This is a genomic window from Bacillus sp. S2(2019) (assembly GCF_005144805.1).
GTDB classification, from domain to species: Bacteria; Bacillota; Bacilli; order Bacillales; family Bacillaceae; genus Bacillus; species Bacillus altitudinis.
Window position 1 is genome coordinate 90560 of record NZ_SWFL01000001.1, and the last position, 14946, is coordinate 105505.

Below are 14946 nucleotides of genomic sequence, written 5' to 3' on the forward strand. Positions count from 1 at the left end.
TCATCTCCCTTTTATTGAAACTTCATTCATCGTTTGAATGAATGCCTCGGTGAATTGTGTCGTCGTCTCATTTCCTCCTAAATCCTTTGTTTTCAATTTCTTTTTTAAGGTCTCACCAAGAGTATGTTCGATCAGACTGGCTGTCTGTTTTAATCTTTCATCTTGATATTTCACATGTAGCCAGTTACAAAGCATCACTGTAGAAAGAATCATGCCCATTGGATTGGCGATATTTTGACCAGCAATATCCGGTGCTGAACCATGTGCCGCCTGTGCCATCGCTTGATTTTCGTTACAATTTAATGAGGGTGCCATTCCTAAACTGCCGACTAGTTCCCCTGCAAGATCAGATAATATGTCGCCAAACATATTTTCTGTCACAATCACATCAAAATCACCTGCACATCTCACTAAATGAGCAGCCATCGCATCAATATGAATATCCTCAACCTCCACTTGCGGATATGCTTTCGCTACCTCTTGACATGTTCGTAAAAACAAGCCAGATCCTAATTTGATCACGTTCGCTTTATGAACAATGGTGACTTTCCCCCTCCTCTCCACTGCACGTTGAAAGGCCGCGTGGGCAATACGGGTAATTGCTTTTTTTGTAAACACACCTGTAGATATGGCGACATCTGGTGTAATCATCCACTCTCCTGTCCCCTGATACATATTCCGGTCTGGATAAAAGCCTTCTGTATTTTCTCGAAAAATGACAAGGTCGACGCCACTGGCAACGCTTTTCACACCTGGTAGCGATTGCGATGGACGAATATTTGCAAATAAATCAAATGTATGACGCAGTTCTCCACTTGGATTTCTTCTTTCTTTCAATTGATCAGGATATGAAGCTGAATCATGAGGTCCTAATATCCAGCCATGGCATTTTTTCAAGGCGGCTATCGTAGAAGCTGGCACTGGATCTTGATGAGAATGAATGGCTTCAGCACCGATAGGACACTCTACAAATTCCACAAATGGTTCATTGAACTGTGACAGCGCTGCCTTTAAAATACGCATACTAGAATTAACAATTTCCGGTCCAATCCCGTCTCCCTTTAAAATACCTATTCGATATGACATATGTATCGCCCCTTTTGTCTTTATTCTATCAAAGAATGATGAAGTTGGAATATTTTCTTCATGATGATCCTCCCTCATGTTATTTACGAATCAAGAAGTCTCCTTTATAATCGAGTAGATTTGTTCTGTATGACTACATAGATATGAGGGATTAGATGAAATTAAAGTGGTATAAAGCGATTATTGTTATTTTTACGATGTCTGGGATCTCCATCTCCACTTGGTTTTCAAGAACACCAGAAGTGAGAGATTTGTTGCAAGCAGATACAGGCACAATGGGACTCATTTTACTCGGCCTATCTGTAGGTTCCATTGTCGGGCTGATTCTTTCCAATGTATTCGTTCGCAAAAAAGGCGGCCGAGTGGCGATTGTGGTCAGCGCTTTTTTGATGTTTATTGGATTCTCAACCCTTGCAATCGGCGCCGCCCTCTCTTCTACGCTAATTGTCACTGCTGGCCTTTTTCTTTTTGGTTCAGGATCAGGCATGTGCAATGTAGCCATGAACTTAGAAGGAACGGAGATTGAGTATCAGATCAAGAGAACGATCCTGCCGATTTTGCATGCTTCTTTCAGTATTGGAACGTTAATTGGTGCAGGTGCCGGAATTCTCTTTATTTATTTAGGTGTGTCTGTCCTCATTCACCTTCTCACCATTGCACTCCTTTTCTTTCTCAGTATCCTGATTTGTACACGGTTTATTCCGCACGGGACAGGAAAAGATCAGGATGAGACGCAGACAGAATCAGTTGAGGCTTCTCAAACATCATGGCTGAACAAACGAACGATCTCATTAGCGATGATTGCCTTATGTCTCGCATTTGTAGAAGGTTCTGCAAATGATTGGATTCCACTAGCAATGGTTGATGGCTATCAGGTTTCTCATTCAATGAGTACGGTCATCTATGCATTATTTTTGTGCGGGATGATTAGTGGCAGACTGGTAAGCGGACGTTTCATTGATCGCTTTGGTAGGGTGCTATTGTTAAGAATCGCGATCTTATCTGCTGCCGCCGGACTATTCTTGGTGATTTTAAAGATTTCACTCGTCGTGTGTATGATATCTATCTTTTTATGGGGACTTGGCGCATCCTTAGGCTTCCCGCTGACCATTTCAGCAGCTGGTGATGATAGCCGCTATGCTGTCAAGCGTGTCAGTATCGTCACTTTATCTGGGTATACAGCCTCTCTATCAGGGCCCCCTGTTTTAGGACTGCTCGCCAATCAAGTCGGACTGCTTCATGCGTTTATTTTTGTTCTGTTTGCCATTTGTATTGCAGGAATCTTTACAAAAGCTGTTGCAAAACCGACATCAATACATTCTTTTTAAAAAGTGCCGGATCTTTGATCTCGGTACTTTTTTTAAATTTAATAAATAAAATTGAAACCTTTCATGAAGTGAAACAGTCCTATAGATGTCTTGATGTTTAGCGCTTTTTTAAAGAGGGAAAGTAAAAAAATAAGACTTTTCAAATAACTGAAAACGTGGTAAGATCATGAAAATAAACAGGAAGGGGTGAGAAAAATGAAAAAAAATATGCTGTTAAAATTAGCAGTCTTATTCATAGCACTTGCAAGTTTTCATTTGTTCTCAATGCCTCATTCCGTTCAGGTATACCATCATGCAAAGGTGGTTGCTGATCAAGAATCACATGAAATGAAAATCGTTCAGACAGCAGGCGATGAAAAGAAACAAAAACATGTGAACGCAGTATTTGCGGCATTTACAGCACTGCTAGTCATTGGCAGTATGGCAGCTGGATTTGCACGCATCACTTATACTGATCGATTTGACCGGAAAAAGAAGCATTTACTTGCAGTGTTCTACCAGTCTTCGAATTTCCGAGTAGATCGTGTTAACCCAACCATTTAAATCAAACAAAAATTGGGAGGTTTTACACGATGTTATTTTTCTTAAGAGTATTCATTCTAGGTCTGTTCTCTGTCACTTCACTTTCTCTTTTCGTTTACCAAGGAATTGAAGTAGTGCATGCCATCACAAGCATGTTTGGCAATCACGAGAGTTAAATTGACCTCATCATAAAAAACCCCCTGCCTTACGCAGGGGGTTTTCGTTTTGCTTATTTATTGTCATCTTGGTCAGATGCAGCAGGTGATAAAAGAACTTGAGTTACTTCTCCCTGCTCTTCCTCATCTAAAATAAACGATCCATTGCTATAACGATCATTTGCCCTTAGTGTGGAAATATCGAGCGGGATCGTGGCACCCTTTTCCGTATCAATCTCAAGTGTATCGTGCAGTGAAGCAGCAATCACAGCAACAATTCTGTGAGGGTTTTTCTTTAATTCTCTTAGCATGATCACTCCACGTTTTGCTCTTGATGTCTTATCAAATTCAGAGAGGTTCATCCGCTTCACAGCACCTCTTTGTGTCGTGAGAACAAGCACATTGTTCTTCGGATCAATGATTTGTCCAGAGACCACCTCGTCTCCGTCCTTCAAATTGATGCCTTTCACACCAGCCGCTCTCGGACCGACCACACTCACTTCTTCTTCATCAAACCATAATCCATAACCATTTTTCGTTGCAATAAACAATTCTTGCTGACCTGTTGTAACATGAACATCTACAAGTTCATCATCACCTTTTAAATTCAAGGCGACAAGCGGTTTTGAATAACGCTGCGCTTTATATTGGAGAAGCTCTGTTTTCTTCACCATACCGCCTTTTGTAAAGAACAAGAGATACGATGATTCATCGAATTCTTTAATTGGGATCGCTTTTTGAATGGATTCATCCCGATCAATCGAAATAATATTCGTAATGTGCTGCCCCATGTCTTTCCAGCGTATATCTGGCAACTGATGAACTGGACAGTAAATGTAGCTCCCTTTATTCGTAAATAGCAGAAGAACATCTGTTGTATTCATTTCAAACTGGTGAATCAGTCGGTCTGTATCCTTCATACCGAAGTCCTTACCGTTTGATGCAGCATATGAACGCTGGCTTGTCCGTTTGATGTATCCATCTTTTGTGACTGTGACGTACACGTCCTCTGATGCGATCATCACTTCAAGGTTAATCTTAATTTCTTCAATTTTTTCCTCAATGACAGATCGTCTTTCATCAGCATACGTCTTTTTCAACTTCTTCAAGTTGTTCGTAATGACTTTAAACAGCTTTTTCTCATTCGCTAAAATGTCTTCAAGTTCTGCAATTCGCACGTCAAGCTCTCTTGCTTCGTCTCTTAGTTGAGTGATATCTGTATTTGTTAAACGATATAACTGGAGAGAAACAATCGCTTCTGATTGTGCTTCTGTAAAATCATATTTCTCCATCAAATTGTTTTTCGCATCACGCTTATCATTAGACGAACGGATCGTCGCAATGACTTCATCTAAAATGGAAAGAGCTTTAATTAACCCATCTACAATATGATGACGTTCTTTTGCTTTTCGAAGCTCGTATGCTGAGCGGTTCGTCACCACTTCTTTTTGATGAGTAATGTAAGCGTCTAGTACAGTTGTAAGCGTCATTAAAGTCGGTCTTCTGTTATGTATCGCGACCATATTAAAGTTATATGGGATTTGCAGATCAGAATTTTTATATAAGAAATTCAAGACACCATTCGCATCCGCTTCTTTTTTCAGCTCTACAACAATCCGAAGGCCGGTACGATCCGTCTCATCCCGAACTTCAGAAATTCCTTCTACTTTTCTTTCAATGCGGAACTCGTCCATCTTTTTGACAAGATTGGCCTTATTCACTTCATAAGGAATTTCTGTGATCACGATTTGCTGGCGTCCACCACGGATGGTTTCAATCTCCGCTTTTCCGCGAATCATAATCTTTCCTTTTCCTGTTTCATATGCCTTCTTAATACCATCCACACCTTGAATGATCCCGCCTGTTGGGAAATCTGGCCCTTTGATGACTGTCATTAAATCTTCAACCGTACAATGCGGCTGTTCAATTCGCTTAATCACGCCATCAATCACTTCTCCTAGGTGGTGCGGCGGAATATCAGTCGCATAACCGGCTGAAATCCCTGTTGACCCGTTCACAAGAAGATTTGGAAACATCGCTGGTAAGACAACAGGCTCTTTGCTTGTATCATCAAAGTTCGCGACAAATTCGACTGTCTCCTTGTCGAGGTCCTTTAAAAGCTCTGAAGCAATTGCAGAAAGCCTTGCTTCCGTATAACGCATGGCAGCAGGAGGATCTCCGTCGATACTCCCGTTATTTCCATGCATCTCAATCAGCACATTTCGCACTTTCCATTCCTGGCTCATTCTCACCATTGCTTCATAAACAGAAGAATCACCATGAGGATGATAGTTACCAATGACGTTACCGACTGTTTTGGCAGCTTTACGGAAGTTTTTATCTTGTGTATTTCCTTCTGCATACATCGCATATAAAATTCTTCGTTGTACAGGCTTTAATCCATCACGTGCATCTGGAAGTGCACGATCTTGGATAATATATTTACTATAGCGACCAAAACGGTCCCCAATCACTTCTTCTAACGGTAAATCATGAAATCGTTCTTGTTGTGCCATGTTTAAACCTCCTCAGCTAGCGACAAGTTTTCATTTTCAAGAATGTTGCTTTCCTCATCAAGTCCAAAGGCGACATTCTTTTCAATCCATTTACGGCGTGGTTCTACTTTGTCACCCATCAGTGTCGTGACGCGGCGTTCCACCCGTGCAGCATCATCGATCTTCACCCTGACAAGCGTTCTCGACTCTGGATTCATTGTCGTTTCCCATAGCTGGTCGGCATTCATTTCACCTAAACCTTTATAGCGCTGAATCGTATATCCTTTTCCAACTTTCTTTAGTACGTCATCCATTTCTTCATCAGACCAAGCATATTCAATGACTTCTTTCTTCCCTGAGCCTTTGCTAACTTTATATAAAGGCGGAAGGGCAATGAATACTTTGCCATGCTCAATCAGCGGCTTCATATAGCGGTAGAAGAATGTAAGCAATAGAACCTGAATATGCGCGCCATCTGTATCAGCATCTGTCATGATGACAATTTTGTCATAATTGATGTCTTCTACATTAAAATCGACACCAACCCCGCCGCCAATGGCATGGATAATGGTATTGATTTCTTCGTTTTTGAAAATATCCGCAAGCTTTGCTTTCTCTGTATTAATGACCTTCCCTCGAAGCGGCAGCACCGCTTGGAATTTTCGATCACGTCCTTGCTTGGCTGATCCACCCGCTGAGTCGCCCTCTACTAGATACAGTTCATTTCTTGCCGGGTTTCTAGATTGAGCAGGTGTTAATTTTCCGCTTAGTGTCGCTTCAGACTTTTTCCGTTTCTTGCCGCTCCTTGCTTCTTCTCTTGCTTTTCTAGCCGCTTCTCTTGCCTGCTGCGCTTTAATCGCTTTTTTGACAAGCAGTGTTGCCGTTTCGCGGTTTTCTTCAAGGAAATAAGCCAATTTTTCAGAAATTACGGCATCAACAGCTGACCTTGCCTCACTCGTTCCAAGCTTTCCTTTTGTTTGTCCTTCAAATTGAAGAAGTTCTTCAGGAATTCTGACAGAAATAACAGCTGACAGGCCTTCACGAATATCCGTACCTTCTAAATTTTTATCTTTTTCTTTTAAAAGGGTCACTTTGCGTGCATATTCATTAAAGGCTCTCGTCATGGCCGTTTTTGCACCAGACTCATGCGTACCGCCATCTTTGGTTCTTACGTTATTGACGAACGACAGAATATTTTCTGAATAGCCGTCGTTAAATTGAAAGGCAAAATCGACTTCAATGGACTGATGTTCCCCTTCAAACGAAACGACTTCACTAAGTACATCCTTTTCCTCGTTTAAATAAGCAACGAACGCTTCAATACCTGTCTCATAATAAAAGGTTTCCTGCACGTCATGGCGCTCATCAATCAGCTCTATTTTTAGCCCTTTTAATAAAAAGGCTGATTCTCTTAAACGCTCTGATAATGTATCAAAATTATAGGTGGTGACACTGAACATCGTTGGATCTGGCTTAAAATGAATCAGTGTACCGGTCTTTTTCGTTTTCCCGATTTTTTCAAGTGATGTGACTGGCTTTCCGCCATGTTCAAAGCGCTGGTGATAAATAAATCCATCGCGTTCTATCGTCACGGTGAGCCACTCTGAAAGTGCGTTCACAACGGATGCCCCAACTCCGTGAAGTCCACCACTTGTTTTATAACCACCTTGCCCAAATTTTCCGCCTGCGTGCAGGACAGTTAAAATGATCTCAGGTGTCGGTTTTCCAAGCTTATGCATACCAGTAGGCATTCCGCGCCCTTTATCTTGGACGGAAATGCTGTTATCTTTATGTATTTTGACAATGATATGATCTCCATGGCCAGCGAGCACTTCATCGACAGAGTTGTCTACAATCTCATAGACAAGGTGATGAAGACCGCGGGAATCCGTCGATCCAATATACATCCCTGGACGTTTACGGACCGCTTCAAGCCCCTCTAGCACCTGAATAGAATCATCGTTATAATCTACTTGCTGCTTTTTAACCAAATGCTTAATCCCCTTTCACTAACAAACATAACCGGCTAATCATCAATGATCTCTCTAGATTTTAATGATGATCATGCTGCTCATTACTGTCCACTTTAATAAGCTGCATCATCACCATGCATGTGTGATTCAGCGATACATGCTCTTTTGCACGGTTATGAATCATGTTCTACATTTTGCAATCAGAACTAGAAGTCCATTATAAACAAGACTGTTTCATAAGCCAAATGCAATCATATGATGGTTTTAGCAAAACAGAACAAATGTTCTATATTTATCTTATCGCTCTTTTTCTCGATATGCAAGGTCACCGATAGGTCCCTGTCGCCTTATTTTATCGCTTTCTTCTAGAATCGCAAATATATTTCTGCAACAAAAAAGCAAAAATCCTTGAAAAACCAAGGATTTTTGACGATTTAATGAGTTTTTGTCATCGCATGAGCCACTTTGATACATAAATCCATGATGGCGACCTTGCCATTTTCCTCAATCAGCCTTTTTGCCTCTTCATGATATACGCCTTGCTGCGCCCAAAAAACAGGTGCGTCTATTTCAAGAAATTCTTTCGCCACCTCAGGCAAAAACTCAGAACGTCTAAAGACATTGACGATATCAACAGACCCTTCTATGTCTTTTAAAGAGTCGACCGCTTTTACCCCAAGTGCTTCATCAATCGTTGGATTGACAGGAATGATGTCATAACCGGCATCTTGCATGGCTTTTGAAACCATATAAGACGTTCGGTGCGGCTGATCTGACAAACCTACAACTGCAATTCGCTTACTGCTTTTTAATATACGCCCAATTTCTTGTTTTGAAGGATGATTCATCCAGACACTCCTTTTCTTCTATTTTAGCGAATTTCTTGTTAAAAACAAAGCTGAATTCATCGGCCATCGTTTTTTTCAAAAAAAGATCGCCATGTTTTTCATAAGATCATGTTAAAATGTAAGACAAGAGGGAGAATATAAAGGAGTTATGCAGATGTTAATTGCTTTGATGTTTATTTTGGCTTATCTTCTCGGCAGTATTCCATCAGGTCTCATTGTCGGGAAAGCTGCAAAGGGAATCGATATCCGTGAACATGGCAGCGGGAACCTAGGTGCGACGAATGCATTCCGTACACTAGGTGTGAAAGCAGGGTCCATCGTTATCACTGCTGATATTTTAAAGGGGACTCTTGCTTCGGCTTTACCGTTTTTCATGCAACTGGACATTCATCCCTTATTAGCAGGAGTGGCTGCTGTTATCGGTCACAGCTTTCCTGTCTTTGCAAAATTTAAAGGGGGAAAAGCGGTCGCTACATCAGGCGGCGTGCTGTTATTTTATGCCCCGTTCTTATTTATCACGATGATCGCTGCTTTTTTCTTATTTTTATACATTAGTAAATATGTTTCATTATCATCTATGCTGACTGGGATCTACACATTCATTTACAGCATATTCACCCAAGATCTATTTTTAATTATTGTTGTTGCTGTTCTTGCTGGCTTTGTGATCTTCAGACACATCGCCAACCTCAAACGAATTCTCAACAAAACTGAACCGAAAATCAAATGGCTTTAGCCGTTTCATCAATTTAAATATGTGGTAAAAGTAAAGAAAAGCTGTTTTTGCATCCTGCATTTAAAAACAGCATGACTTCAAAAAGGGGCGATCACATTGAAATTAACGATAAAAGATGATGCACTCAATTGGTACAAGAATGAACTGGATTTAGAAAAAGGTGATCATGTTCGCTTTTTTGTCAGATATGGCGGGTGCAGTAATGTACAAAAAGGCTTTTCTCTCGGCGTCGCAAAAGATGAACCTCAAAATGCCGGCGCAACCGCTGAAGTAGAAGGCATTACTTTCTTTGTGGAAGAAAGTGATATTTGGTATTTTGACAACCATGATCTGCATATTGATTATAACGAGTCCGTGAAAGAACCAGAATTTCATTATGAATAAACAAAAAAGATACCTCATCCCTCGGGTATCTTTTTTGTTTATCACTCAATATAAAGTCCATACTCCTGAATGTTTCCTAATGACCGCTCTTTTTGCAAAATCCGTTTTTGCGAATCACCAATGAGATCAAAATGAGGAAAACCTTCGCGAACATGGATCCATTCTTTCTTTAATCCATGCTTTTGTCCCCAAGCGATTAATTGCTCCATATCCTGACAGGCTGCCTTTGTGACAGTATTCGCATGCGGAAAACGGTCATCAAGCCAATAGTGTGTCAAAAAGGCCACATTCCCTTCCCGAACAGCTGATTTCCAAGCATGTAGATCCTTTCTTTTAATTCCAAATGCCATGAATCAAACCTGCTTCTTGGACTGTTCGTAAACGCTGTGCCATGCAGGGAAAGCTTTTCTAAATTGAATCGGTCTAAAGGTTTCTTTGTCCACACAAATATGTGAGGTGGTCCCTGTAATAGCCGTTTGTCCATCAGGTTTTTGTATTTCATAGCCATACACTGTTTTCACGCCGTTATATTCTTCTATCCATGTGTGAACTGTAGCCGTTTCACCGTACAGTAGTGGTTTCTTATATTGAACCTGAAGATCGACAACAGGTGCAAGGACACCGTCTGCCTCTAACTGGGCATAGGAAAAGCCTAATTCTTTAATTAACGCTGTTCTGCCGACTTCCATCCAAATTAAATAGTTGGCATGATACACAATGCCCATTTGATCTGTTTCTGCATAACGGACTTCTATTTCTTTTTTAGATACATACACGTTTTCATCGCTCTCCTATCAAAACCTAACGTCTCTGACATTTTACCACATTCCAATTGGTTCTTCTAAAAAGAGGCAATAAAATAAACCAGGAATCCCTGGTTTATTCAGTGTAACCGCTCTTTCTTGCTGCTTCCTCGTCCTTTATTTCAGAACGCATTGCGTCAATACTTGTTCTACGGTTTTCATTTTTTTGCTTGATCATCTGCTTTTCTTCCTCTGTTGAAAGACCCATTGCTGCTTCAGATTCATCAATATTTTCAAGTGTGTTTTCGATCATATCCTGCAGCTTCTCAACATTATCAGAACGATCATCTGGATTGGATTGATATGACTTGTCATTCATCATGCTTCCCTCCTATTATTCGCCCTTCGTCTGTATCACATCAGGCTGTTCATTCGATTTATTATGCATCTTTTTGCCTTTATTTCGTTTGTATGCTACAGGTTTTGTCCCTAAATGGTCTGGTGTAAACTGCGCTTGTTTATCATGCTCTCTACCCATCATTCATCCCTCCCTCTTCTTTAGGATGAACGAAAAAGGTCAAATCATAACTTATTTCTGTCTAAATCGCTCTTCCAACTTTTCTTCAAGCTGGTTTAAAAATTCCTCATTGCTTAATAATTCTTTTTTATTTTCAAGCACAAGTTCTTCAAAAGTACGGCGCTTTCTTCGTCTCATTTCTATCACCACCTCCACTCTGTTCATACCATTTTCGCCAAAACATTTAGAAAATAAGCAAAAAAGAGCTGAATCATTATAGATCCAGCTCTTTTTCAATTTCTTTTTTTGTGAGCATTTGATGCTTTACAGACAGGATACGCCCTTTTTCATCTAGTATGTATGTCGTCGGATATGAAAGTACCTGATATCTCGCTTGAATACCTTTTTGATCTAATAAAACAGGAAAACTGACCTTAAGTTCATCAATAAAAGATGCGACGTGATCCACACTCTTTTCAGTGTTCGTCAAATTCACCGCTAGTACCTCAACTTGGTCATTTTCACTTCTAATTGCATCTAGATCTGGCATTTCTGTTCGGCAAGGCTTACACCATGTCGCCCAAAAATTGAGAAGTACTTTTTTCCCTCGATAATCAGATAAAGATGCCGTTTTGCCATCAAGGGTTTTGAGCTCAAAATCAGGGGCTTTGTCCCCTGTTTCAAGACCGATGGCGGGTTCTTTTGGTCCGAATACATTCCATGCAAGTAAACCAATCAACACAAGTAAAACAGCGCTTGCCATTCCTTTTTTCCACATGATTGATCCTCCACTATGTTAAAAAAGAAGAGAAAGCTGTCTAATCGCCTTCTCTTCTTTGCTTTATTAGTTGCTTGCCAATTTCTCACGCAGTACCATTTGAAGGATACCACCATGACGGTAGTAGTCAATTTCGACTTCACTGTCAAAGCGAACAATTACTTCAAATGTTTTCTCGTTGCCATCTGTATCAATTGCTTTTACAGTGACAAGATCACGCGGACGAACTGTTTCATCAACATCTACTTCGAATGTTTCTGTTCCTGTTAGTCCATAAGTTTCTGCACTTTCACCGTCTTTAAACTGTAAAGGAAGTACGCCCATGAAGACAAGGTTACTTCTGTGGATACGCTCAAAGCTTTCCGCAAGAACGAATTTAATTCCAAGAAGATTTGTTCCTTTTGCAGCCCAGTCACGTGAAGAACCCATTCCGTAGTCTTTGCCTGCTAAGATCGCAAGACCAGTTCCATCTTCTTTATAACGCATGCATGCATCATAAATGGATGTCACTTCACCAGTTGGCCAGTACGTTGTATACCCGCCTTCTGTTCCTGGTGCGATTTGGTTCTTAATGCGGATGTTTGCAAAAGTACCTCTCATCATTACATGGTGGTTACCACGACGTGATCCATATGAGTTAAAGTCTCTTGGCGAAACGCCTCTTTCTTGCAAGTATTTACCTGCAGGCGTGTCTTTACCAATTGCTCCAGCAGGAGAAATATGGTCTGTTGTGACAGAGTCACCGAACTTCGCCACTACGCGCAATCCTTTAAGTGGTTCAACTTTACCAGGTTCAACTGATAAGTTTTCAAAAAATGGCGGGTTATCAATGTATGTGGAATTTTCATCCCATTTATACAATGCATCATCCGTTGTTTTAATTTCATTCCAGCGGTCATTGTTGTCAAAAACAGTTTCATACTCTGAACGGAATAGCTCAGGTGTGACAGTGCTTTTCACGACGCTGTTGATTTCATCCATTGATGGCCAAATGTCATTGAAATAAACGTTCTCGCCATTTTTATCGACACCGATCGGATCTTTTGTTAAATCAATATTCACCGTACCAGCAAGTGCATAAGCCACAACTAATGGTGGAGATGCAAGGTAGTTTCCTTTTACAAGCGGGTGGATACGACCTTCGAAGTTACGGTTACCTGATAAAACAGAAGTGATCAGCAGATCATTTTCAGAGACAGCATCTTCAATTTCTTTTTCCAGCGGTCCTGAGTTTCCGATACATGTTGTACAGCCATACCCAACGATGTTAAATCCGAGGTCTCTTAAGTATGGAAGAAGTCCTGAGTTCACGAGGTATCCTGTTACAACCTTAGAACCTGGCGCTAGTGACGTTTTCACGTAATTTGGCACCTTCATACCGAGCTCACTTGCTTTTTTCGCAACAAGACCTGCTCCGATTAAGACGTATGGGTTCGATGTATTCGTACAGCTCGTAATCGCTGCAATCGCAATCGCACCTGTCTTCATCACAGCTTTTTCACCATTTGCTAGATCAAATTCGATTTGTTTGTCTAGCTCTGATTTTTCTAAGCCAAAACCTTGGTTACCAGCTGGGCTTTCGATGTGTTTATGGAACGTCTCTTTCATTTGAGAAAGTGGAATCAAATCTTGTGGACGTTTAGGACCAGATAAGTTTGACTCAATTTGAGAAAGATCAATTTCCACAACATCAGTAAAAATTGGCTCTTCTGCATCTGGCGTATAGAATAAGCCATTTGCGCGAGAATATTCTTCAACGATATTAATTTGCTCTTCATCACGTCCAGTAAGGCGAAGGTAAGCTAGCGCTTCTTCATCTACTGGGAAGAATCCGCAAGTTGCACCGTATTCTGGCGCCATGTTCGCAATTGTTGCACGATCTGCTAACGGCAATTGTGCAACACCAGGTCCGAAGAACTCGACGAACTTGTTCACTACGCCTTTTTCACGAAGAACTTGTGTCACTTTTAATGCAAGGTCAGTTGCAGTTGTTCCGTTTGGAAGCTCTCCAACTAATTTAGCACCAATAACTTCTGGTACTGGGAAGTATGAAGGCTGACCAAGCATACCAGCTTCTGCTTCGATACCGCCAACGCCCCATCCAAGTACACCGATACCGTTAATCATTGTTGTATGTGAGTCAGTACCAACTAATGTATCTGGGTAAGTGATGATCTCGCCATCTTCTTCGATTGCATGAACAACACTTGCAAGATACTCTAAGTTCACTTGGTGAACGATCCCTGTTGCAGGCGGAACAGCTTGATAATTGTTAAACGCTTTCTTTGCCCAGCTAAGGAAGTTATAACGCTCTGCGTTACGTTCGAATTCTAAATCCATGTTAATGTTTAATGCATCTTCAGTTCCAGCTTTATCGACTTGTACAGAGTGGTCAATGACCAGGTCAACTGGAATTTCAGGGTTGATTTTATCTGGGTCTCCGCCCACATCTGCCATTGCTTTTCTTAAAGAAGCAAGGTCAACGACAGCTGGCACACCCGTGAAGTCTTGTAAAATAACACGAGAAGGTTTAAATGGAACATCAATTTCTTTTACCTCGGCAGTTCCCCATTTTGCCAAGTTCTCAACGTGTTCCTTCTTGATCACTCTACCGTCTACTTGGCGAAGCACTGATTCTAACAGTACCTTAATGGAATAAGGCAATTTAGAAACATTTCCGATTCCTTGTTTCTCGAGTGCTTCTAACGAATAATAGTGATACGTTTTCCCATTTGTCGAAAACGTTTTTCTAGATTGAAAAGCGTCTTGTTTAGCGACTTGCTGCTGTTTCGACATGTCCAAAATCCCCCTTTTGATGATCAAGATCAATTTCAATTCTCAGAAAAATCGTCGTATTTCACCACAATTTTCTCACAATTTCATCTTAAAACAAATTCATACATAAGTAAATAACAATGCTTTTATTAAATTCAATAAGTTTAGCTTATCACAAGGAAATGATTACTCCTCATAAACTGAGCAGCACGGGTTCATACTAATGCTGAGGTGATAGAACATGACAAAAAGAAAAGCAAATCATGTCATTGACGGCATGAACGCAGCCAAAAGCCAAGGAAATGGTGCAGGCTATATAGAAAATGATCAGCTCGTTTTGACAGAAGAACAAAAGCAAAACAATAAAAAGCGTAAAAAAAACCAATAAGAAAGGAGTGAGAAATGATGACGAATAAAAACACAGGGAAAGACATACGTCAAAACTCTCCTAAAGAGCATCAAGGCGGGCAGCCTGAGCCACTATCAGGCAGTAAAAAAGTGAAAAACCGTAACCATACAAGACAAAAGCACAATTCACATCATGATATGTAAACATTTTCTCTTAAGCCCGTGACCAAACGGGATGTTTTAGGTCTTTCACACATT

Annotated in this window: 18 protein-coding genes; 7 read left to right on the forward strand and 11 right to left on the reverse strand. The window is 40.8% G+C overall.

Translation table 11 applies throughout. The features are described from left to right. On the reverse strand, nucleotides 1–1164 hold the full coding sequence (locus FBF75_RS00450; protein ID WP_116306919.1) for an isocitrate/isopropylmalate dehydrogenase family protein: 1164 nt from the start codon (nucleotides 1162–1164) through the stop codon (nucleotides 1–3). 77 nt (nucleotides 1165–1241) lie between these two features. Between FBF75_RS00450 and FBF75_RS00455 the strand changes: the two genes are divergently transcribed. The 3 genes from FBF75_RS00455 (at nucleotide 1242) to FBF75_RS19895 (ending at nucleotide 3112) form a co-directional block, all read left to right on the forward strand. Further along, nucleotides 1242–2414 carry an MFS transporter gene (locus FBF75_RS00455; RefSeq protein ID WP_116306917.1) on the forward strand — a complete coding sequence of 391 codons (1173 nt, stop codon included), beginning with the start codon at nucleotides 1242–1244 and terminating at the stop codon, nucleotides 2412–2414. A gap of 195 nt (nucleotides 2415–2609) precedes the next feature. Next, a complete protein-coding gene (locus tag FBF75_RS00460; RefSeq protein ID WP_116306915.1) occupies nucleotides 2610–2957 on the forward strand; it encodes a hypothetical protein in 348 nt (115 codons plus the stop codon). A gap of 29 nt (nucleotides 2958–2986) precedes the next feature. Further along, nucleotides 2987–3112 carry a hypothetical protein gene (locus FBF75_RS19895; protein ID WP_008343787.1) on the forward strand — a complete coding sequence of 42 codons (126 nt, stop codon included), beginning with the start codon at nucleotides 2987–2989 and terminating at the stop codon, nucleotides 3110–3112. 53 nt (nucleotides 3113–3165) lie between these two features. Here FBF75_RS19895 and parC read toward each other — a convergent pair whose 3' ends face one another. From parC to FBF75_RS00475, 3 genes are all read right to left on the reverse strand, one after another. Then, nucleotides 3166–5607 (reverse strand): DNA topoisomerase IV subunit A, encoded by a 2442-nt coding sequence (gene parC / locus FBF75_RS00465; protein WP_116306913.1) that lies wholly within the window; start codon nucleotides 5605–5607, stop codon nucleotides 3166–3168. 2 nt (nucleotides 5608–5609) lie between these two features. Continuing rightward, nucleotides 5610–7577 (reverse strand): DNA topoisomerase IV subunit B, encoded by a 1968-nt coding sequence (gene parE / locus FBF75_RS00470; RefSeq protein WP_007499323.1) that lies wholly within the window; start codon nucleotides 7575–7577, stop codon nucleotides 5610–5612. Between the two features lie 416 nt (nucleotides 7578–7993). Then, nucleotides 7994–8407 carry a CoA-binding protein gene (locus FBF75_RS00475; RefSeq protein ID WP_072367211.1) on the reverse strand — a complete coding sequence of 138 codons (414 nt, stop codon included), beginning with the start codon at nucleotides 8405–8407 and terminating at the stop codon, nucleotides 7994–7996. A 154-nt stretch (nucleotides 8408–8561) separates the two neighbouring features. On the opposite strand from FBF75_RS00475, the gene plsY reads away from it, so the two are divergent. Together plsY and FBF75_RS00485 are read left to right on the forward strand one after the other, a co-directional pair. Next, a complete protein-coding gene (gene plsY / locus FBF75_RS00480) occupies nucleotides 8562–9143 on the forward strand; it encodes a glycerol-3-phosphate 1-O-acyltransferase PlsY (RefSeq protein ID WP_008343794.1) in 582 nt (193 codons plus the stop codon). Nucleotides 9144–9239: 96 nt separating this feature from the next. Beyond that, nucleotides 9240–9527, forward strand: coding sequence for a HesB/YadR/YfhF family protein (locus FBF75_RS00485; RefSeq protein WP_008343795.1), 288 nt, complete (start codon nucleotides 9240–9242; stop codon nucleotides 9525–9527). A gap of 41 nt (nucleotides 9528–9568) precedes the next feature. On the opposite strand, the gene FBF75_RS00490 is transcribed toward FBF75_RS00485, so the two are convergent. From FBF75_RS00490 to acnA, 7 genes are all read right to left on the reverse strand, one after another. Then, entirely contained in the window at nucleotides 9569–9877 is a 309-nt protein-coding gene (locus FBF75_RS00490; RefSeq protein ID WP_017359578.1) for a hypothetical protein, read from the reverse strand. 3 nt (nucleotides 9878–9880) lie between these two features. After that, the gene (locus FBF75_RS00495; protein WP_008343800.1) at nucleotides 9881–10303 is read right to left on the reverse strand and encodes an acyl-CoA thioesterase; all 423 of its coding nucleotides are present in this window, start codon (nucleotides 10301–10303) and stop codon (nucleotides 9881–9883) included. 103 nt (nucleotides 10304–10406) lie between these two features. Further along, nucleotides 10407–10649: a small acid-soluble spore protein Tlp gene (gene tlp / locus FBF75_RS00500; protein WP_017359579.1), complete on the reverse strand. Its 243-nt coding sequence runs from the start codon at nucleotides 10647–10649 to the stop codon at nucleotides 10407–10409. Nucleotides 10650–10664: 15 nt separating this feature from the next. Continuing rightward, entirely contained in the window at nucleotides 10665–10808 is a 144-nt protein-coding gene (locus tag FBF75_RS00505) for an acid-soluble spore protein N (RefSeq protein ID WP_008357830.1), read from the reverse strand. Nucleotides 10809–10859: 51 nt separating this feature from the next. Next, nucleotides 10860–10985, reverse strand: a complete 126-nt coding sequence (locus FBF75_RS00510) for an FbpB family small basic protein (RefSeq protein WP_003211002.1) — start codon at nucleotides 10983–10985, stop codon at nucleotides 10860–10862. Nucleotides 10986–11061: 76 nt separating this feature from the next. Continuing rightward, the gene (locus FBF75_RS00515; RefSeq protein ID WP_008343807.1) at nucleotides 11062–11565 is read right to left on the reverse strand and encodes a TlpA family protein disulfide reductase; all 504 of its coding nucleotides are present in this window, start codon (nucleotides 11563–11565) and stop codon (nucleotides 11062–11064) included. A 66-nt stretch (nucleotides 11566–11631) separates the two neighbouring features. Then, nucleotides 11632–14361: an aconitate hydratase AcnA gene (gene acnA, locus FBF75_RS00520; protein WP_008343808.1), complete on the reverse strand. Its 2730-nt coding sequence runs from the start codon at nucleotides 14359–14361 to the stop codon at nucleotides 11632–11634. A 220-nt stretch (nucleotides 14362–14581) separates the two neighbouring features. Between acnA and sspO the strand changes: the two genes are divergently transcribed. Both sspO and FBF75_RS00530 read left to right on the forward strand, forming a co-directional pair. Continuing rightward, nucleotides 14582–14728, forward strand: coding sequence for a small acid-soluble spore protein O (gene sspO, locus FBF75_RS00525; RefSeq protein ID WP_017359581.1), 147 nt, complete (start codon nucleotides 14582–14584; stop codon nucleotides 14726–14728). 17 nt (nucleotides 14729–14745) lie between these two features. Next, a complete protein-coding gene (locus FBF75_RS00530; protein WP_003211331.1) occupies nucleotides 14746–14892 on the forward strand; it encodes a small acid-soluble spore protein P in 147 nt (48 codons plus the stop codon). The last annotated feature ends 54 nt before the right edge of the window (nucleotides 14893–14946 follow it).